General features: G+C 45.8%; 15 protein-coding genes. 1 reads left to right on the forward strand and 14 read right to left on the reverse strand.

From position 1 onward, the window contains the following. Nucleotides 1–75 precede the first annotated feature (75 nt). On the reverse strand, nucleotides 76–2,835 hold the full coding sequence (secA, locus tag ICN41_RS07690) for a preprotein translocase subunit SecA (protein ID WP_216292358.1): 2,760 nt from the start codon (nucleotides 2,833–2,835) through the stop codon (nucleotides 76–78). A 53-nt stretch (nucleotides 2,836–2,888) separates the two neighbouring features. Here secA and ICN41_RS07695 point away from each other — a divergent pair, with 53 nt between their 5' ends. After that, nucleotides 2,889–3,392 (forward strand): hypothetical protein, encoded by a 504-nt coding sequence (locus tag ICN41_RS07695; RefSeq protein ID WP_216292359.1) that lies wholly within the window; start codon nucleotides 2,889–2,891, stop codon nucleotides 3,390–3,392. A gap of 32 nt (nucleotides 3,393–3,424) precedes the next feature. Here ICN41_RS07695 and lpxC read toward each other — a convergent pair whose 3' ends face one another. From lpxC to ICN41_RS07760, 13 genes are all read right to left on the reverse strand, one after another. Continuing rightward, nucleotides 3,425–4,339, reverse strand: a complete 915-nt coding sequence (gene lpxC, locus ICN41_RS07700) for a UDP-3-O-acyl-N-acetylglucosamine deacetylase (RefSeq protein WP_216292360.1) — start codon at nucleotides 4,337–4,339, stop codon at nucleotides 3,425–3,427. 28 nt (nucleotides 4,340–4,367) lie between these two features. Further along, nucleotides 4,368–4,868: a peroxiredoxin gene (locus ICN41_RS07705; RefSeq protein ID WP_216292361.1), complete on the reverse strand. Its 501-nt coding sequence runs from the start codon at nucleotides 4,866–4,868 to the stop codon at nucleotides 4,368–4,370. 112 nt (nucleotides 4,869–4,980) lie between these two features. Further along, entirely contained in the window at nucleotides 4,981–6,312 is a 1,332-nt protein-coding gene (gene ftsZ / locus ICN41_RS07710; protein ID WP_216292362.1) for a cell division protein FtsZ, read from the reverse strand. 49 nt (nucleotides 6,313–6,361) lie between these two features. Then, nucleotides 6,362–7,591, reverse strand: a complete 1,230-nt coding sequence (ftsA, locus tag ICN41_RS07715) for a cell division protein FtsA (RefSeq protein ID WP_216292363.1) — start codon at nucleotides 7,589–7,591, stop codon at nucleotides 6,362–6,364. Between the two features lie 9 nt (nucleotides 7,592–7,600). Further along, on the reverse strand, nucleotides 7,601–8,446 hold the full coding sequence (locus ICN41_RS07720) for a cell division protein FtsQ/DivIB (RefSeq protein ID WP_255537941.1): 846 nt from the start codon (nucleotides 8,444–8,446) through the stop codon (nucleotides 7,601–7,603). A gap of 8 nt (nucleotides 8,447–8,454) precedes the next feature. After that, on the reverse strand, nucleotides 8,455–9,444 hold the full coding sequence (locus tag ICN41_RS07725) for a D-alanine--D-alanine ligase (protein WP_255537956.1): 990 nt from the start codon (nucleotides 9,442–9,444) through the stop codon (nucleotides 8,455–8,457). A 7-nt stretch (nucleotides 9,445–9,451) separates the two neighbouring features. Beyond that, a complete protein-coding gene (gene murC, locus ICN41_RS07730) occupies nucleotides 9,452–10,888 on the reverse strand; it encodes a UDP-N-acetylmuramate--L-alanine ligase (protein ID WP_216292366.1) in 1,437 nt (478 codons plus the stop codon). Continuing rightward, a complete protein-coding gene (murG, locus tag ICN41_RS07735) occupies nucleotides 10,885–11,958 on the reverse strand; it encodes an undecaprenyldiphospho-muramoylpentapeptide beta-N-acetylglucosaminyltransferase (RefSeq protein ID WP_216292367.1) in 1,074 nt (357 codons plus the stop codon). The genes murC and murG overlap by 4 nt, the downstream gene beginning before the upstream one ends. Then, complete coding sequence (ftsW, locus tag ICN41_RS07740) at nucleotides 11,955–13,190, reverse strand: putative lipid II flippase FtsW (protein ID WP_255537957.1); 1,236 nt, start codon at nucleotides 13,188–13,190, stop codon at nucleotides 11,955–11,957. Before ftsW ends, murG begins: the two co-directional genes overlap by 4 nt. A 32-nt stretch (nucleotides 13,191–13,222) precedes the next feature. Further along, nucleotides 13,223–14,845 (reverse strand): UDP-N-acetylmuramoyl-L-alanine--D-glutamate ligase, encoded by a 1,623-nt coding sequence (murD, locus tag ICN41_RS07745; protein WP_216292369.1) that lies wholly within the window; start codon nucleotides 14,843–14,845, stop codon nucleotides 13,223–13,225. A gap of 13 nt (nucleotides 14,846–14,858) precedes the next feature. Continuing rightward, nucleotides 14,859–16,028: a phospho-N-acetylmuramoyl-pentapeptide-transferase gene (gene mraY, locus ICN41_RS07750; RefSeq protein WP_216292370.1), complete on the reverse strand. Its 1,170-nt coding sequence runs from the start codon at nucleotides 16,026–16,028 to the stop codon at nucleotides 14,859–14,861. After that, on the reverse strand, nucleotides 16,019–17,464 hold the full coding sequence (murF, locus tag ICN41_RS07755; protein ID WP_216292371.1) for a UDP-N-acetylmuramoyl-tripeptide--D-alanyl-D-alanine ligase: 1,446 nt from the start codon (nucleotides 17,462–17,464) through the stop codon (nucleotides 16,019–16,021). Before murF ends, mraY begins: the two co-directional genes overlap by 10 nt. Next, a complete protein-coding gene (locus tag ICN41_RS07760; protein WP_370629116.1) occupies nucleotides 17,464–19,008 on the reverse strand; it encodes a UDP-N-acetylmuramoyl-L-alanyl-D-glutamate--2,6-diaminopimelate ligase in 1,545 nt (514 codons plus the stop codon). The genes murF and ICN41_RS07760 overlap by 1 nt, the downstream gene beginning before the upstream one ends. Nucleotide 19,009: the final 1 nt, after the last annotated feature.

A 19,009-nucleotide genomic window follows, 5' to 3' on the forward strand; every position in this document is an offset into this window, starting at 1 on the left:
ACTCTACATAACTAGGGAAAGCCCTAAAAAATATGGGGGCTAGGCCCCCATATGCTGCAATGCAGAAATTTGGGTCTAAGCTAGTGCACCACAGCAATTTTTGTACTTCTTGCCACTACCGCAAGGGCAGGGATCATTACGCCCTACTTTGGGTCCCGCACGAAGAGGGGCAGGAGTCAGTTCAACTTCAGCCATTTCTGGTGCATTAGAGATAGCAGCCTCTGCTTGAGCGTGTTGATATTTGACATCTGAGAGCTTAGCCAAATCTTCATTGATGGATTCAGATGCTTGATCTAATTCGCTAGCACTCTTGATTTGAACTGTCATGATGCTTTTCACAACATCATTCTTAATGACCTCTAAAAGCTCGCCATATAACTCAAAGGCTTCGCGACGATATTCTTGCTTTGGATCTTTTTGGGCATAGCCACGTAAATGAATACCCTGGCGCAGATGATCCAATGCAGCCAAATGCTCACGCCAATGCGTATCTAAGCTATACAAGAGTACGGAACGCTCAAAACCCGCAAAAGATTCGCGACCGCACAACTCAACCTTGGAGTCATACACTTCTTTAGCAGCCTGGAGGACACGTTCTACGATTTCAGAATCATCAACCGATTCTGCACTCTCAACCCATTTTTGCAGATCTACAGTAAGACCCCAGTCGCTAGCGAGCACATTCTCTAGGCCAACCAAGTCCCACTGCTCTTCCATCGACTCATGTGGAACATAGAGGGCACATAAGGTGCGCAGAACATCATCACGTAGATTGGCAACTAAATCGCCAACATCACTACTTTCTAGCACTTCATTTCTGAGGCGATAAGTTTCTTTGCGCTGATCATTAGCTACGTTGTCATACTCTAATAATTGCTTACGAATATCAAAGTTACGGCCTTCAACCTTACGCTGAGCCGACTCAATAGAACGAGTCACCATACCCGCTTCAATAGGCTCGCCATCCGGCATCTTCAAGCGCTCCATGACTGCACGGAGGCGATCACCAGCAAAAATACGCAGTAGAGGATCATCTAGTGAAAGATAAAAACGGGATGAACCTGGGTCACCTTGGCGACCTGATCGGCCACGCAATTGATTGTCGATACGACGGCTCTCATGTCGCTCTGTACCAATAATATGCAAACCACCTGCAGCCAATACTTGATCGTGAATGCTTTGCCACTCATCTTGAAGTGCTTTGATCTTCGCTGACTTTTCTGCATCTGAAAGTGCCGCATCAGCCTGAATGAGCGTTGATTGCTTGGCGACATTACCGCCGAGCACGATATCCGTTCCACGACCAGCCATATTAGTAGCAATAGTGACCATCTTTGGACGGCCTGCTTGCGCAATAATTTCGGCTTCACGCGCATGTTGTTTTGCATTCAAAACTTGATGCGGCATTTTGCGCTGATTCAGCAAGTCTGCAATCAACTCGGAATTCTCAATTGAGGTAGTACCCACCAATACCGGTTGGCCATGCTCATAGCAATCTTCAATATCTTTAATCACCGCGTCATAGCGCTCACGCGAAGACTTATAAATCTGATCCTGGCGATCCTTGCGCTGACTAATTCTATTTGGAGGAATAACAACGGTTTCCAGGCTATAAATTTCTTTGAATTCGTAGGCTTCTGTATCTGCGGTACCAGTCATACCTGCCAACTTACCGTACATACGGAAATAATTTTGGAAAGTAATGGTTGCTAAAGTTTGATTCTCATTCTGAATCGGTACACCTTCTTTAGCCTCAACCGCTTGATGCAAACCATCAGACCAGCGGCGACCCTGCATTAAGCGACCAGTAAATTCATCAACAATGATTACTTCGTTGTTTTGTACAACATAATGTTGATCACGGTTAAATAAAGAATGTGCACGCAAGGCAGCGTACACATGGTGCATCAAAGTAATATTTTGGGGTGCGTATAAAGAGTTGCCATCATTGAGCGCACCCAATTGCACCAGCACAGCCTCAGCCTTATCGTGACCTTGCTCTGTCAAATAAACCTGTTGTGACTTCTCATCAACCCAGTAATCACCAGGCTTTTCAACTCCAGTTCCATCGGCTTTTTCTTCACCAATTTGAAGCTCTAAATAAGATGGAAGCGCATTAATCTTGAGATACAAATCAGTATGGTCATCTGCTTGGCCAGAAATGATTAATGGCGTACGCGCCTCATCAATCAAAATCGAATCAACCTCGTCCACGATGGCATAAGCCAAGCCACGTTGTACACGTTGACCTGCATCTTGCACCATGTTGTCACGCAAATAATCAAAACCAAATTCGTTATTGGTACCGTAGGTGATATCTGCCGCATAAGCTGCTTGCTTGGTAGTGTGATCCATCTGAGATAGATTGATACCCACTTGCATGCCTAAGAAGTTATATAGAGCTGACATCCATTCGGCGTCACGTTGAGCCAAATAGTCATTGACGGTAACAACATGAACACCCTTACCTGTCAGCGCATTTAAATACACTGGCAAAGTAGCAGTTAAGGTTTTTCCTTCACCCGTACCCATTTCAGCAATCTTGCCGTAGTGCAAAGCTAGACCGCCGATGATTTGCGCATCAAAATGACGCATCTTCATCACTCGAACGCTTGCCTCACGAACTACTGCAAATGCTTCGGGCGCAATATCGTCCAAAGCTTCACCAGCAGCTAGTCGCGCCTTGAATTGCTCTGTTTTTGCCGCCAAGGCAGCATCATCCAAAGCTTGCAGGCTGGGCTCAAAAGCATTGACCTTAGCAACGACTTTGCGATACTGCTTTAAGAGGCGGTCGTTACGACTGCCGACCAGGGTTTTAAGAAGACCGATTACCATGGGATATTGAAGAAAATGAAGTCCTTGAGTTTATCACCCGTAACCCTATTTTTATGAACTTTGCCCCTAAACAGAAGCGCAAGCAAACAGCCTATGAGTGGGTTGATTACTTGCGTGAATCCGAAGGCTTAGGAGGTATTTTGGCCAAGACCGAAGACTTGGCCAAAGTGAAATCCCAGTTGGCAAGAGCCTTAACAGCCCTTGATTTAGGCCAATTTAGCCAAAAAATAGAAGCTGGATGGCGTCAAGGGGGGCAAAACGAACTGTTTTTACTAGTCAAAAATGCCAGTATCGCCAGCCGCTTACAGCAAGTTTTACCTAGCTTAATCAATGAGTTAGCAAAAAATGGCTTAATTTGTAAGTCAATCAAATTACAAGTGAAACCTCAAGTTTCAAACTGGGATGTAAAGGCCAGGACTGAGGCCAGAGCGCCCCGCAAACCGACTGGTTTAAATCAGATCGCCCGATCATCCTGGCAGGACTTATTGGAAAAATTAGATCCTGAATCCGGTCTTCGCAAGGCCGTTGAGAAGCTACTTCAAAATAAACCTAAGTAAGCTAGGGGCAATTTCTCTGGGGGGAGGAATTCTTAGAAAAAGAGGGGCTGACTCTCTTGAGAGTAAGCTTCAGGCGCTTTATTAATTGAGAAGCTGCTAATTTCATAGGAACTAGGATCCTCTAGCAGCTTACGCAATAAGGCATTGTTTAATGCATGCCCTGATTTTTCAGCAACATAGGCGCCAACAATGGGGTGACCAACTAAATATAAGTCACCGATGGCATCCAAAATTTTGTGGCGCACAAATTCATCTTCGTAGCGAAGCTCTTCGTTATTCAAGATACGGTGCTCATCCAAAACGATCGCATTATCTAAACTACCACCACGGGCTAAACCCATTTCGCGCAATGCCTCTACTTCATGAGCGAAACCAAAAGTGCGTGCACGACCAATTTCACTGCGGTAAGCATGCTCCGCAAAATCCACAACGAAACGTTGGCCCGTTTTATCTAATGCAGGATGTTTAAAGTCGATTGTGAAATCGAGCTTGTAGCCAAAGAAAGGTTCTAGGCGTGCAAGCTTATCGCCATCGCGAACCTCTACTGGTTTCTTAATCACAACAAACTGACGTGGAGCATCTTGCTCAACGATACCAGCCGATTCAATCAAGAATAAAAATGAGGCGGCACTACCATCCATGATGGGCACTTCTTCACCATCGAGCTCAATCAAGAGATTATCTAAACCAAGGCCAGCACAGGCCGATAGTAAATGCTCGACAGTCGAGACACGAATACCATCTTTATGGATGACTGAAGCCAATCGGGTATCGCAGACCGCCAGAGCAGTAGCGGGAATCACTGACTTCTCTGGGGTATCCATACGAACAAATTGAACCCCTGAATTGACTGGTGCAGGCTTGATCGAAATCGTGACCTTGCGACCAGAATGCAAACCAATCCCTACGGTTTTCACCGGTGTAGCGATTGTGCGTTGCTTCATCATGATGAGGTGTCTCTACTTAAAAAGTAAATTACAGTTTTTTCAAAATTGAGGCTGCATCGCTTACCTCAAACTTACCTGGCGCTTCACGATCTAAGGATTTCACGACGCCATCTTCAACAATCATCGCATAGCGATCTGAGCGCACTCCAAAGCCACGAGCTGTTAAATCCAATTCTAGGCCTAATTTTTTAGTGAAATCTGCGCTGCCATCAGCCATCATGCGAATTTTTTTACCTACTTTTTGGTCGCGTCCCCATGCACCCATTACAAATGGATCATTTACAGAGATACACCAAATTTCATCAACACCTTTTGCTTTGATTGCATCGCAGTGCTCAACATATCCTGGAACATGCTTAGCAGAACAAGTTGGTGTAAAGGCACCAGGCAAAGCAAAAATAACAATTTTTTTACCAGCAACTAATTTCTCAACTTCAAAGGCGTTTGGCCCCAAAGAACAGCCTTCGCTCTCTTCATTAAAAAACTCATTCAAAGTAGCGTTAGGTAATTTTTGTCCAACTGCAATCATGACATCTCCAATAAGTAGTTGTTAGTTAGTATGCCAACGCAAGCGCGGGATTCGTCGTCCGGAGGGGCGCCGCGCTGGCATTTCGCAACTATCTATTGTATTAAGCAGTCAATTAATCTGCTTGCTTACGTAAAAAGGCTGGAATCTCATAGTAATCAGCCCCTTTATCAAGCATGGTCTTTGCTTGCGGAGAACTATCTGCACCCAAAGTCGGGGCAGGAGTTGCTTCACGCGAGCTGCGGAACACTCGTGGCAAATCGTATTGACTGTAATCAACAGTGCCAGCACCAGCAGACTGAGCGGGCTGAGAAGATAAGCCTCCAAGCATCGCAGCGCTAGCAGTCAATGCTGAGTCCATACTGACCTTACTCATCGCAGCAGATGCGCTAGCAGGGGCAAAAGTATTTAAATCAGCCATGGTTGGCATTGCATCATGCGTACCAGTTGCTTGTCTCCAAACTACTTCTGGTTGATTGCTTTGACGTGCTTGTGGATTATTCAAACCAGTAGCGACAACAGTCACGCGCAATGCATCGCCCAAGCTATCGTCATACACCGTACCGAAAATAACCGTTGCATCATCGGCAGCATAGCCCCGAATCGCAGCCATTACTTCACGTGTTTCAGACAACTTCAATGAACGGCTAGCGGTAATGTTGACCAATACACCACGTGCACCTGACAAATCAACGCCCTCGAGCAATGGAGATGCGACGGCAGCTTCAGCAGCTAAACGAGCACGATCCATGCCAGATACAGTTGCAGTACCCATCATAGCTTTACCTTGCTCACCCATAACTGTCTTGACGTCCTCAAAGTCAACGTTAATTAAACCTTGAACATTGATAATTTCAGCGATGCCAGAAACAGCGTTGTGTAAAACATCATCTGCACAGGCAAATGCTTTATCAAACTCAGCATCTTCACCCATGACTTCAAACAACTTCTCGTTGAGTACAACAATTAATGAGTCGACGTAAGACTCGAGCTCAATTGCACCATTCTCCGCAACTTTGAGACGCTTCACGCCTTCAAAGTCAAATGGCTTACTAATCACGCCTACAGTCAGGATGCCCATTTCTTTTGCCACTTGTGCAACGATAGGTGCGGCACCAGTACCTGTACCGCCACCCATACCAGCGGTAATGAAAACCATATGAGCGCCTTGTAATGCATCGGCAATTCGCTCGCGCGCCTCAATCGCTGATGAGGCACCAATTTCAGGTTTTGCACCAGCGCCTAATCCGCTAGAGCCCAGTTGCAAATTCACAGATGCTTCAGAACGCTGCAATGCGCCTGCATCGGTGTTCATGCAAATGAACTCTACGCCACTCACTCCGCGACGGATCATGTGCTGGACAGCATTACCACCAGCGCCACCAACTCCAACCACTTTAATAATGGTTTTGCCAGCAGTATCTTGATCTAACATTTCAAATTCCATATACCCTCCTAGGTAATTAACTTACTACATTGACGACGACGAAAAAAACTTAAAAATTTCCTGCAAACCATTCCTTCATGCGCGACATCACTCCTTGTAACGCGCCCGATTGAGAAACACGGCGGCCACGTAACACCTGCGCTTGGCCTTCCATCAACAAACCAATACTGGTTGCGTATCGAGGACTTCTTAAAACCTCATGTAAATGACCGCGATATTCAGGAGTACCAATCCGAGCGGGTCTTAAAAAGACTTGTTCTGCTAACTCCACCATTCCAGGCATTAAAGAAGTTCCACCGGTCAGCACAATTCCTGAAGAAACCATATCTTCATAACCAGAGTCACGAACGACGCCTCTGACCAAAGTGAATAACTCTTCCACGCGAGGCTCGATCACTGCAGCCAAGGCCTGCTTAGACATTGGACGTGGATCACGATCACCTACACCTGGCACATCAATCATGGTGGTTGGATCAGCCATCTCCTGACGAGCAATACCATGCGCAATTTTTAAATCTTCTGCATCGATTGTTGGCGTACGCAATGCCATAGCAATGTCATTGGTAATTTGATCACCTGCAATCGGAATCACTGCCGTATGACGAATAGACCCTTGACAGTAAATCGCAATATCAGTGGTGCCTCCACCAATATCAACCAATACAACACCCAGTTCTTTTTCATCATCTGTTAGCACCGCTAAGCTCGAGGCTAAAGGCTGGAGGATTAAATCATTTACTTCTAAGCCACAGCGGCGCACACACTTCACAATATTTTGTGCCGCACTAACAGCACCAGTCACTATATGCACCTTCACTTCTAAGCGAAGACCACTCATTCCAATTGGCTCACGAACATCTTCTTGACCGTCGATGATGAATTCTTGAACCAGGATATGCAGTATCTGTTGATCCGTTGGAATATTGATTGCTTTAGCAGTCTCTAGAACGCGTTCAACGTCACCTTGGCCAACCTCTTTGTCACGAATAGCAACCATGCCACTAGAGTTAAAACTCACAATGTGATTTCCGGCGATGCCAGTAAAGACCTGAACAATCTGTCGATCAGCCATCACTTCTGCTTCTTCTAAGGCCTTCTGAATCGACTGAACGGTGGCTTCAATATTGACAACAACGCCCTTCTTCAAACCCTTAGACGCAGTTTGCCCAACACCCACAACATTAAATTGACCATCGGGAGCTAGTTCAGCAACCAAGGCAACCACCTTGGAGGTTCCAATGTCTAAGCCCACCAATAGATCGCGATTGTCTTTACTCATTCCAACTCCTCATTGCTTCTGCTCACTTTTTTTACTATCTACATCATTCTTTTTAATATTTGCTGCTGCTAAATGCACCGCAAATCCATTGGCATAGCGTAAGTCCACTGCATCAACACGATTTGGCCATTTCTCTTGCACTTGTGGCCAATACTTAAATAGGCGAGCTACTCGCTCTTCAGTTAAGTTCTTGTCAGAATTTTCTTCATCGCGACCAAACTCCACTTTCATGCCGTTTGATAACTTGACATGCCATGCATAACGTTCAGTTAGCGCCAAACTTTTTACTTCTACACCCCAAGGCTTGAACCAGGCACTTGCTTTTTGATACAGACTCATCACTTCTTGACTGGCATCAGCTGGTCCATAGAAGTCAAGCAGGTGAACATCATCGCTAATCTCAGAAACACGCCCAGCAAATAATTCACCTTGAGCATTCATCAGAGTGTGACTATCAACACCACCCCATGTACCGAATGGCTTTTGCTCTTCAATGCTGACCACTAATCCATTTGGCCATACGCGACGAACGTTGGCATGCCTAACCCACGGCATACTTTCAAAGCCGCGCTTAACGTCCTCTAGGCGCACACTAAAGAAATTGCCCTGTACTGTCTCAAGGACTTGTTGTTTCACAATCGGCTTATTGATATGTTTTAGCGTTTGTCCTGCTACAGGCTCAATTTGAATTTGCTTGAGCGCAAAGACCGGTCTCTGACTTAACCACACCAATACGCCAATGACCAACATCACTGCAAAACAACGCATCAAGAATCGGCTAAACGCCTGCATACGCGCTGGATGATTCCAGAGAGGAGACGCTAGCATGGTGAAGATTTCACCGAACCGATCCATGAAATTACTCATATTTTAGAGCTCACCCTTTGCTCTAAAGTTTGGCTTAGCAACCAAAGGGTTAAATCTGCATAATCAACACCCGCAGCTTTTGCCGCCATTGGCACCAGAGAATGTGAGGTCATTCCCGGCGAGGTATTCATTTCCAAAAGATAGGGCTTGCCAGTCTTTTGATCTAGCATCACATCGGCCCGTCCCCAGGTACGACATCCCAATGCTTTGTATGCTGCTAGCGCTAAGGCTTGGACTTGCGCATTGACCTCAGGTGCAAATCCCGTAGGGCAAAGATACTGGGTTTCATCTGAGTAATACTTATTATGAAAATCGTAATTGGCTTGGGGTGGAATAATTTTGATCACAGGTAATGCCTCAGCAGTACTGCCCTGTCCTACTAGAGGGCAAGTTAACTCATCACCAATGATGCAAGTTTCAGCAATGACCTTTTTATCTAGTCCTGCAGCCAATTGATAGGCGGCAGGCAGCTCTTCCACTGTTTTCACTTTAGTGAGGCCAAGAGATGAGCCCTCATGAGCAGGCTTCACAATTAAAGGAAGGCCCAGCTTATTGACTACCGCATTCCAATCGCTGCTTGCAGTCAACTCCTCAAACTCTGGGGTAGACAAACCATTGCTAATCCAAATTTGTTTAGTTGCGATTTTATCGATGGCTAATGCTGATGCTAAAACACCGCTTCCGGTATAGGGCAGATTCAATAATTCCAATAAACCTTGAATTGTTCCATCTTCACCATAGCGACCATGCAGGGAAATAAATACACGATCAAATTTTTCTTTAGCTAATTCTGTAGGGCAACGCAATCCAGTGTCAAAACTATGAGCATCAATCCCTTTTGCTCTTAATGCGTCTAGAACACCATTGCCAGACATCAGTGAAATTTCACGCTCACCTGATCGTCCGCCTAATAGAACGCCAACTCGACCCAAGGATTTCACATCCAGCCTAGCTAGTTGTGCTTGTACGCATTGGCCCCAATCCATCATTTGCTTAGACATGCTTTGCCTCCACCAGCGTGTATGGCAAAGCAGAAATTGAACCTGCACCCATCGTAATTAATACATCTCCATCTTTTAAAACGTGACTTAATTTTTCCGGCATCTCACCCACATTTGCTGCAAATACAACCGCTGCAGAATTGAGCGATCCTTTTGAATGTTTATCTTCTGCCAGCGCCGCCTTCATCAGACTCTTCCCATCTGCACCCGGAATTTTTGCCTCACCTGCTGGATAGACTTCTGTCAAAACCAAAGCATCAAAATTTCTGAGCACTTGAACAAACTCACCAAAACAATCGCGCGTTCTGGTAAATCGGTGTGGCTGGAACGCCAAGACAAGGCGCCGATTTGGATAGGCACCTCTTGCTGCCGCGAGAGTTGCCGCCATCTCTACTGGATGATGGCCATAATCATCAATTAAGGTGAAGCTGCCGCCGGATGTCAACGCAATTTCGCCATGTCGCTGGAAGCGACGACCAACGCCACCAAATTGCGATAAGGCCTTGGTAATCGCCTCATCACTAACACCCAATTCAGTTGCAATACCAATTGCTGCCAGGGCATTACAAACATTGTGCAAGCCCGGTAAATTTAAGGTGATATTGAGTGGTCCCGGCTTATTGCCATGTCGCCGTACCGTACGACGATCCACCGTGAAATGCATTTGCGTTCCATCAGCACGCACATTACTCGCACGGATATCAGCATCATCAGATAAACCGTAACGTAATACTGGCTGAGAAACAAAAGGAATGATGTCGCGGACGTTAGTATCATCGATACATAGCACTGCAACACCATAAAAAGGCATACGCTGAATAAACTGGACAAATGCCTGCTTCAATCTGGCCATATCGTGCTGATAAGTATCCATATGATCAGCATCAATATTGGTGACCACTTCCATTGCTGGAAATAGCTGTAAGAAAGAAGCATCAGACTCATCTGCCTCAACCACAATAAAGTCGCCCTGCCCTAAGCGAGCATTGGCACCTGCTGAATTCAGCTTACCGCCGATCACAAAGGTTGGATCCAATCCACCCTCAGCCAAGACAGAAGCAACTAGGCTAGTGGTCGTTGTCTTGCCATGTGTTCCAGCAATGGCAATTCCTTGCTTCAGGCGCATTAACTCACCCAGCATGACTGCCCTTTGAATTACGGGGATCTTAGCTGCACGCGCTGCTAACACCTCAGGATTATTACCAGCTACTGCCGTAGATATCACTACCGCTTCAGCTGTTCCAATATTTTTTGGATCATGTCCAATATGAATAACCGCGCCCAATTCTTTTAAACGCGCAGTAGTGGTACTCTCCGACAAATCAGAGCCTGATACTTGATAACCCAAGTTCAGCAGGACCTCAGCAATACCACTCATGCCTGCGCCACCAATGCCAATGAAGTGAATTTGCTGAACGATATGCTTCATATGCCTACCCCTGCACAATTTGCACATACTTCAGCTACCCGTTGGGTTGCATGAGGCTTAGACAATGCATGTGCGCGCAATGCCATTGCTTTTAAATTCGAACGATCCATGTTCTGAATCATCATTGCTAAATCCTGCGCATGAAGAGAGTCTTGGGGCAACAAAATGGCTGCATCAGCATCTGATAAAAAACGGGCATTAGCAGTTTGATGGTCATCAATCGCATGCGGAAAAGGAACTAAACAGGAGGCAACACCGCAGGCAGCCAGCTCAGAAACGGTCATTGCTCCCGAACGACAAATCACCAAATCCGCCTGAGCATAAGCTGAAGGCATATCGTCAATAAAAGGGCGAATATCCGCAGCCACGCCCAATTGCACATAACGCTTTTGCAAATCTGCCAAATGTTTATCGCCGGCTTGATGAATGACCTTCGGCCGATCCTCGATAGGAATCAAGGCCAATGCAGCGGGGATAACCTCATTCAGAGCTGCAGCACCTAAGCTACCACCCACCACTAAAATGGATAATGGACCTTGCCGTTCTTCGTATCGCAAAGCAGGTGCTTGTACATGATCAAACTCCTCGCGAATCGGATTACCTACCCACTCAGCCGGCTTCATCGTATCTGGAAAGCCAGTTAGTACCCGCATAGCAATTTTGGCGAGTGCAAGATTTGCACTACCGGCAACTGAATTAGATTCGTGCAATACCAAGGGCTGCTTTAATAATTTACTCACGAGACCACCTGGGAAGGTGATGTAACCGCCCATACCTAAAACGACACTAGGTTTGAGTCGACGCATAATCTTCCAGCTTTGAATGCAGGCACGCATTAAGTTGATAGGTAACATCAACTTTGCTTTCAGACCCTTGCCGCGTAAGCCACCAAACTCTACTGACTCAAATGGAAAATCACAGGACTTAACAAGGCGATACTCCATGCCATTTTGATTTCCTAACCATGAGACTTTCCAACCACAGATCCGCAAATATTCAGCGACAGCAAGGCCTGGGAAGATATGCCCGCCAGTACCTCCAGCCATCACTAGAATTGAGGGTCTTGTCACAACTTCCCTCCGCGCATCAAAATTCGATTCTCATAATCAATGCGTAATAACATTGCGATTGCTACTGCATTCATCAAAATTCCGGAGCCGCCATAGCTAACTAATGGCAATGTCAAACCTTTAGTTGGCAATAGGCCTAGGTTTACGCCCATATTGATAAAGGCTTGCCAACCAATCCAAATGGCAACCCCTTTTGCGGCTAGACCAGCAAAGCTTCGATCTAACTGGAGAGCAGTGCGACCAATCATAAATGCGCGGCGCACGATCCAATAAAAGAGGAAGATCATGACCACTACTCCAACGAAGCCAAGTTCTTCACCAATCACTGCCATGATGAAATCAGTATGTGCCTCTGGTAGATAGTGCAACTTCTCCACGCTACCGCCCAGGCCTGTACCAAACCATTCACCCCGACCAAATGCCATGAGTGAATGCGTTAACTGATAACCCTTATTGGCAGCATTGTCGACTTGCCATGGATCCATAAAGGCCAACATACGCCCTCGACGAAATGGCGATAGCGCAATCATTATTGCAGCACTCGTTAAGCCAACCACAATCAAACCACCAAATAATTTAGCGTTAATACCGCCTAAAAATAAAATCCCAAAGGCAATTAAAGCCACCACTACAAATGCACCCATATCAGGTTCAGCCATTAACAGGCCACCAACTAATGCAACTGCAATGCCCATTGGTAACATGCCTTTTACAAATGAGTGCAGGTACTCTTGTCGCTGAACGGTATAGCTTGCTGCAAAGATGACTGCTGCAAATTTCATTAATTCTGATGGTTGAAAATTCATCAAACCCAAGGAAATCCAGCGTTTAGCGCCATTCACACCCTTTCCAACACCGGGGATCAGGACGGCAATTAGCAATAACACAGTGAATCCAAATATGACAGGGGAATAGCGATCCCATTCTTTTGTAGGAATCTTGAACACCACGATCGCCATACCAATTGCGATTGTCAAAGAGATCAGATGACGAATTAAGAAATAATTACTGCTGTAGTTCGCATACTTAGGCCCATCAGCTAAAGTAATAGATGCTGAATACACCATCACTAAACCAATGAGTGCCAATGATAGGACAGCCCATACTAATAACTGGTCGTAATCCATCATGCGTGAGCGTGTCTGTTCAACGCCTGATACAGCATCCCTTAAGCCGCTTCGGAAATTATCAATTCCGCCGCGAGAAAAATTCCAAAAACGATTCAATCCCATCCGATTTTCTGGAAATAATTTTTCTCTTAAGCTCATGCCTGAACTCCTTCGAAACGCATACCTAATTCTTCTACCTCAGATACAAATACTTCGGCGCGCTGAACATAATCACGGAATTGATCAAAGCTAGCGCAGGCTGGAGAAAGCAAAACCATATCGCCTGATTGAGCTTGCACAGCTGCGGATTGAACAGCCGCCTGTAAGGTGCCGCTGTTAGTACAAGGCACTTGTTCATTGAGCACTTCTGCAATACGCTCGGCATCTTCACCGATCAAAAAAGCGCCTTTGACAAATCGCAATGCAGGCTCACGAAGTGGGCTAAAGTCTTGACCCTTGCCGACACCACCAGCGATTAACCAAATTCTCTTGCCTGATTCGCTATTACCAAGACCATTTAATGCCGCAACTGTTGCGCCAACATTAGTGCCCTTACTATCATCGATATATTCCACATCCTTCACAATCGCGATACTTTGAACACGATGAGGTTCGCCATGGTAATCACGCAAACCATGTAACAAGATATTCATTGGCAAATTAGCTGCTCTCGCTAAGGCCAGTGCAGCCAAGGCGTTCAAGGCATTGTGACGACCACGTATCCGCAATGCATCAGCAGGGATTAAGCGCTTCAGACGCAAAGGCTCACCCTCCTCAACCGGAGCTCCCTTACGACGACGCTTTGGCTTGGGTTCAACGTCTTCATCGATCTCACCCCACACCAACCAATCAATGCCGCCAGCACGTAAGTCATGCTCAATCCCAAATTCGCCTTGTTCGCTCGGTCTGTTTGCACCAAACGTCACAATAGCGTGTTCATTTTTTTGCTCATCTGTTAACAAACCCATCACCAAGGGATCATCGCGATTCAAAATACAGATCGTGTCATTACCAAATATTTTGGATTTTGCTTCTGCATAAGACGACATGTCGCCATGCCAATCCAAGTGATCTTGAGAAAGATTGAGTACAGTGGCAGCCCGGGGATTCAGAGTCGAGGTGTAAACGAGTTGGAAGCTAGAGAGCTCTAAAACCCATATATCAGGCATATCTTCAAGCTGATCAGCGCCATCCAAACATGACATAAGCTTGTCTAATGCTGCAGGACTGATATTGCCAGCTACTGCCACTTTCTTACCGGCACGCTCACACAGTTGACCCGTTAGTGCAGTCGTTGTTGTTTTGCCATTAGTACCTGTAACAGCCAGCACAGTCGATGCATAAGAGGAGTTACTTGCCAAAGCCATGCTCTCAAGCGCTGCGATTGCACGAGCAAAAAACTCAATCTCACTCCACACATCGACTCTTGCTTTTCTAGCCTTCACTAAGAATGATTGCGCTGGCTCCTGTAATGGAGATAAACCAGGGCTGATGCCGATTACATCAATATCAGATAACAATTGATCATCTAGCGGACCAAATTGAATATCTTGGAACCCAGCTATTCGCAATTCTTCTAAATAAGCGTTTTGTCGATCAGTCAATTCAGACTGATTGCGGGTGTCTGCAAGACGAACGCTGGCGCCGTTGCGCAAGCACCATTTCGCCATGGCTATGCCAGACTCGCCCAGACCCAAAATTAAGAAACGATGGGGAGCTTCATAGCCCCCATTATTAACGGCGCTAGGATTTGCGAAGGTATTTTCTAAGTTCAGCATATTGACTGTTGGCTCACCGTAATTTCAAGCTAGATAAACCAATTAAGACCAACAAAATGGTGATAATCCAAAAACGAACTACTACTTGGGTTTCTTTCCAGCCACCCAATTCGAAGTGATGATGCAATGGAGCCATGCGGAATATTCGACGCCCTTCTCCGTAGCGCTTCTTGGTAAATTTGAACCAGAACACTTGCAACATCACAGAGAATGTCTCGGCAACAAAAATGCCGCCCATGACAAAGAGCACAATTTCCTGTCGCACAATGACAGCGATAGTGCCAAGTGCGCCACCTAAAGCTAATGCACCAACATCACCCATAAATACTTGGGCTGGATGGGTGTTGTACCAAAGGAATGCTAAGCCTGCGCCGCCCATCGCACCACAGAAGATCATGAGCTCACCAGCTCCTGGAATATATGGAAAAAGTAAATACTTCGCATAGATGGCATTACCCATCACGTAGGCAAAAGCACCTAATGCGGCGCCCACCAAAATCACCGGCATGATCACTAAGCCATCTAGACCATCCGTGAGATTCACTGCATTGCTGCTACCGACAATCACTAAGTAACTGAGGATGATGAAACCCATCATCCCCAAGGGATAGCTCACCTCTTTTATAAAAGGTAAAAGTAAATTAGTCTTAGCGGGTAGGTCTAATGCAAAACCACTTTTGACCCACTCATAAAACAATTGCAATACTTTCAGATTATTTACTTCTGAAACTGAGAAGGCTAAGTAAATTGCAGCAAACAAACCAATTAAGGTTTGCCAAAAGAATTTTTCTTTTGAAGCCATACCTTTAGGGTCTTGATAGGCAACCTTACGATAGTCATCCACCCACCCAATCAGACCAAATCCAAAGGTCACGATCATCACAATCCAAATAAAACGATTGCTAAGGTCAGCCCACAACATACAGGAGACAAAAATACCAATCAGAATCAATACACCACCCATTGTTGGGGTGCCTGATTTAACCAAATGCGATTGAGGTCCATCAGTACGAACCGCTTGACCCATTTTTAATGCAGTCAACTTCCGAATCACCCAAGGACCTGCTGCTAGGCCAATCAACAAAGCAGTGACTGTAGCCATCACCGCTCTAAAAGTGATGTAGTTAAAAACCCGCAAGAAACCCAGATCATCTTGCAACCATTGCGCCAAAATTAAGAGCATGCTTTAGCCTCCTCTAACAAGGCTTGTACTACACGCTCCATACGCATAAAACGCGAACCTTTAACCAAAATATTTAAATGCCGATTGCCGTGAGTTACCTGTCCCTGCAATTCATTTCTTAATTGCGCTATGAGCTGATCCATATCTGCAAAATGGCTTGCGCTTGCAGAAGGAGATAAAGACTTAGTATCCTTAAACCCAGCAATAGCAAATTGGCATTGCTCCCCTAGAGCAAATAATTTATTCACGCCCTGTGAAGCGGCATAGGCACCAACTTCACGATGAAATTCTGGGCCTTGATTACCAACTTCACCCATATCTCCCAGAATGAGCCAAGAACTATTGCCGCTTTGCTTTAAGGCATCAATTGCTGCTCTCACAGAATCAGGATTAGCGTTATAGCTATCATCAATGAGGGTATAGTTCGCATCCACATGCTTTGCTTGCATACGACCACTGACTGGAACAAAGGCTTCAAGGCCTTGCTTGATCTTCTGAAGACTGATGCCAGCAGCCAAAGCAACAGCGCTAGCTGCTAATGCATTACGAACGTTATGGCTACCCAAGGTATTGAGACGAATATCAATCTCGCCCTGCTCTGATAGCACTTGCACTTGACCATCGCTTAAAAGACGTCCAGTAACAGAAGCCTTTTTAGAGGAATCTCCTGATAACAATACAAAGTCCATGATTTTGCGACCTGCGGCCGCTTGATGCCATACATCAGCAAACTCAGAATCAGCCGGAAAGACAGCCACTCCATCTTTAGGTAAAGCTTTAATTGCAGCCGAATGTTCCTCAGCAACAGCAGCTACCGTTGCCATAAATTCTTGATGCTCGCGTTGTGCGTTATTAATGAGGGCAATATTGGCTTGCGCAATTGCAGCCAATACAGCGGTTTCACCGGGGTGATTCATTCCCAGCTCAACCACTGCAAGTTGGTCTGTAGATTTCAGCTTTAATAAAGTTAAAGGTAGGCCAATATCATTATTCAGATTACCTTTAGTGACTAAGACGGATTCCTCACCCACGGCTGCTTTGAAAATGGAGGCAATCATCTCTTTGACGGTAGTCTTACCATTACTACCAGTGACTAATGCCAATGGGATTGGATACTTTACGCGCCAAGCTGCCGCTAACTGACCCAAGCCAATTCTGGTATCAGAAACACAGACAGCAGCCAAATCTGCTGGGCACTTATCTTGTTTACTAATTAGCGCACCGCCAACACCTGCTTTGGCAACATCCGATAAAAAATCATGCGCATCAAAACGTTCACCAGCCAAGGCAACAAATAGTTCGCCTACTTCAATTTGGCGACTATCGGTCCCAACTCTTGAAATTTGGATTTGCTCAGCAGCCTGCTCAGAACTATTCACGAGCGTACTTCCAGGCAACATAGCCTGCACTTGTGCAAGGGTTGTCATTGCAAACATCAGACAGCACTCCCAGCCGCTAAGAGAATATGCTCTTGATCAGAAAAATCAAATTTTTTGCCATTAATCTCTTGCGAAGTCTCATGACCCTTGCCCGCAACCAAGACAATGTCTTGCGCATCAGCATGACGAACAGCGGCCATGATGGCAGCCGCACGATCGGCAATCGTTTGAATATTCGACGCATCCTCAGCCATACCTGCACGAATCATCTTGATGATTTCTAAAGGTTCTTCTGTACGCGGATTATCACTAGTGATAATGATTTGGTCGGCGAGTTGTTCTGCAACTGCACCCATTTTCGAACGCTTACCTACATCGCGGTCTCCACCACAACCAAAGACACACCAAATTTTTCCTTTGCGCTGCTCTGCAATTGGACGAATTGCTTGAAGCGTCTTTTGCAATGCATCTGGAGTATGCGCATAGTCAACGATGACGAGCAAGCCCTCGGATTTATTACCCCTAGTCAGTGGTATCAACTCCATACGCCCCGGCACTGACCGAAGCTTAGCAATTCGCTTGCTTGCTTCATCAGCGTGAAGACCTTGGGTAAGCAATACAGTCCATACAGCCAATGCATTACTTAAATTAAATTCCCCTACTACAGGAATATGAACCACATTCTCACTGACACCTTCATGTACCAATTTGGCATCGTATGTAACGCCATTGAGAATGATGTCGTCTGCGTAGACTCGCTCTAAACGTTGGCCAAATTTTTCAAAGCCATTTAAAGCATCTTTACTTAAAGCATAGGCCCATACTTTGATTCCGCCTTTTGCCAATAGCTTCATACCTAACTCGCGACCAAATGCATCATCGAAATTAATCACTGCATGCTCTAAACCAGCAAATGCAAATAAGCTTGCTTTGGCCTCGGCATAGTCAGCCATATTGCCGTGGTAATCCAAATGATCTTGGGTGAGATTGGTAAATACTGCGCAGTTAAATTGAACTCCAGTAATACGGCCTTGCTCTAAGGCATGCGATGACGCCTCCATCACTACTTGGCTTGCTCCCGCAGTCAATAACTCCTGAAGTTGCGTTTGCAGGCGTGGGGCATCGGGCGTGGTGTAACCAGTCTGCACTAAAGAACCTACAAATCCTGTACCGAGAGTACCTAACACTGCAGTGCGATGATCAGCTCCATCAAGGGCTGATGCTAGCCACTGGGTAATGCTCGTTTTACCGTTGGTACCAGTGACACCAATCATGCGTAATTTCTGACTTGGGTAGCCATACCATTGTGCGCAGAGTTCACCCACTTTCGTAGCAAGATTCTCAACGGCTACACACTGAGGATGATCCAAGAATGGTGATTCAAAATGAGCAGGATCAAACACTACTGCGGCTGCACCATTTTTAAGGGCCGCATCGATGTAATGACGTCCATCACGTAAGGCATTGCCATGCCCTACTGGGTAAGCAAAAAAGATATCGCCAGACTCTATCTGGCGACTATCCGCACTCACCTTAGCTGAGGGGCTCGCTAAGCTGTGTAGGTATTCAATCAGATGATTGGGTTCTATATTCAATGCCACC

It is taken from the genome of Polynucleobacter sp. 15G-AUS-farblos (genome assembly GCF_018882445.1).
Classification (GTDB): domain Bacteria; phylum Pseudomonadota; class Gammaproteobacteria; order Burkholderiales; family Burkholderiaceae; genus Polynucleobacter.

Coding starts and splice junctions, on each gene's coding strand:
- secA (WP_216292358.1), bottom strand. CDS start 2,835: ATGGTAATCGGTCTTCTTAAAACCCTGGTCGGCAGTCGTAACGACCGC.
- ICN41_RS07695 (WP_216292359.1), top strand. CDS start 2,889: ATGAACTTTGCCCCTAAACAGAAGCGCAAGCAAACAGCCTATGAGTGG.
- lpxC (WP_216292360.1), bottom strand. CDS start 4,339: ATGATGAAGCAACGCACAATCGCTACACCGGTGAAAACCGTAGGGATT.
- ICN41_RS07705 (WP_216292361.1), bottom strand. CDS start 4,868: ATGATTGCAGTTGGACAAAAATTACCTAACGCTACTTTGAATGAGTTT.
- ftsZ (WP_216292362.1), bottom strand. CDS start 6,312: ATGGAATTTGAAATGTTAGATCAAGATACTGCTGGCAAAACCATTATT.
- ftsA (WP_216292363.1), bottom strand. CDS start 7,591: ATGAGTAAAGACAATCGCGATCTATTGGTGGGCTTAGACATTGGAACC.
- ICN41_RS07720 (WP_255537941.1), bottom strand. CDS start 8,446: ATGGATCGGTTCGGTGAAATCTTCACCATGCTAGCGTCTCCTCTCTGG.
- ICN41_RS07725 (WP_255537956.1), bottom strand. CDS start 9,444: ATGGATTGGGGCCAATGCGTACAAGCACAACTAGCTAGGCTGGATGTG.
- murC (WP_216292366.1), bottom strand. CDS start 10,888: ATGAAGCATATCGTTCAGCAAATTCACTTCATTGGCATTGGTGGCGCA.
- ftsW (WP_255537957.1), bottom strand. CDS start 13,190: ATGGGATTGAATCGTTTTTGGAATTTTTCTCGCGGCGGAATTGATAAT.
- murD (WP_216292369.1), bottom strand. CDS start 14,845: ATGCTGAACTTAGAAAATACCTTCGCAAATCCTAGCGCCGTTAATAAT.
- mraY (WP_216292370.1), bottom strand. CDS start 16,028: ATGCTCTTAATTTTGGCGCAATGGTTGCAAGATGATCTGGGTTTCTTG.
- murF (WP_216292371.1), bottom strand. CDS start 17,464: ATGTTTGCAATGACAACCCTTGCACAAGTGCAGGCTATGTTGCCTGGA.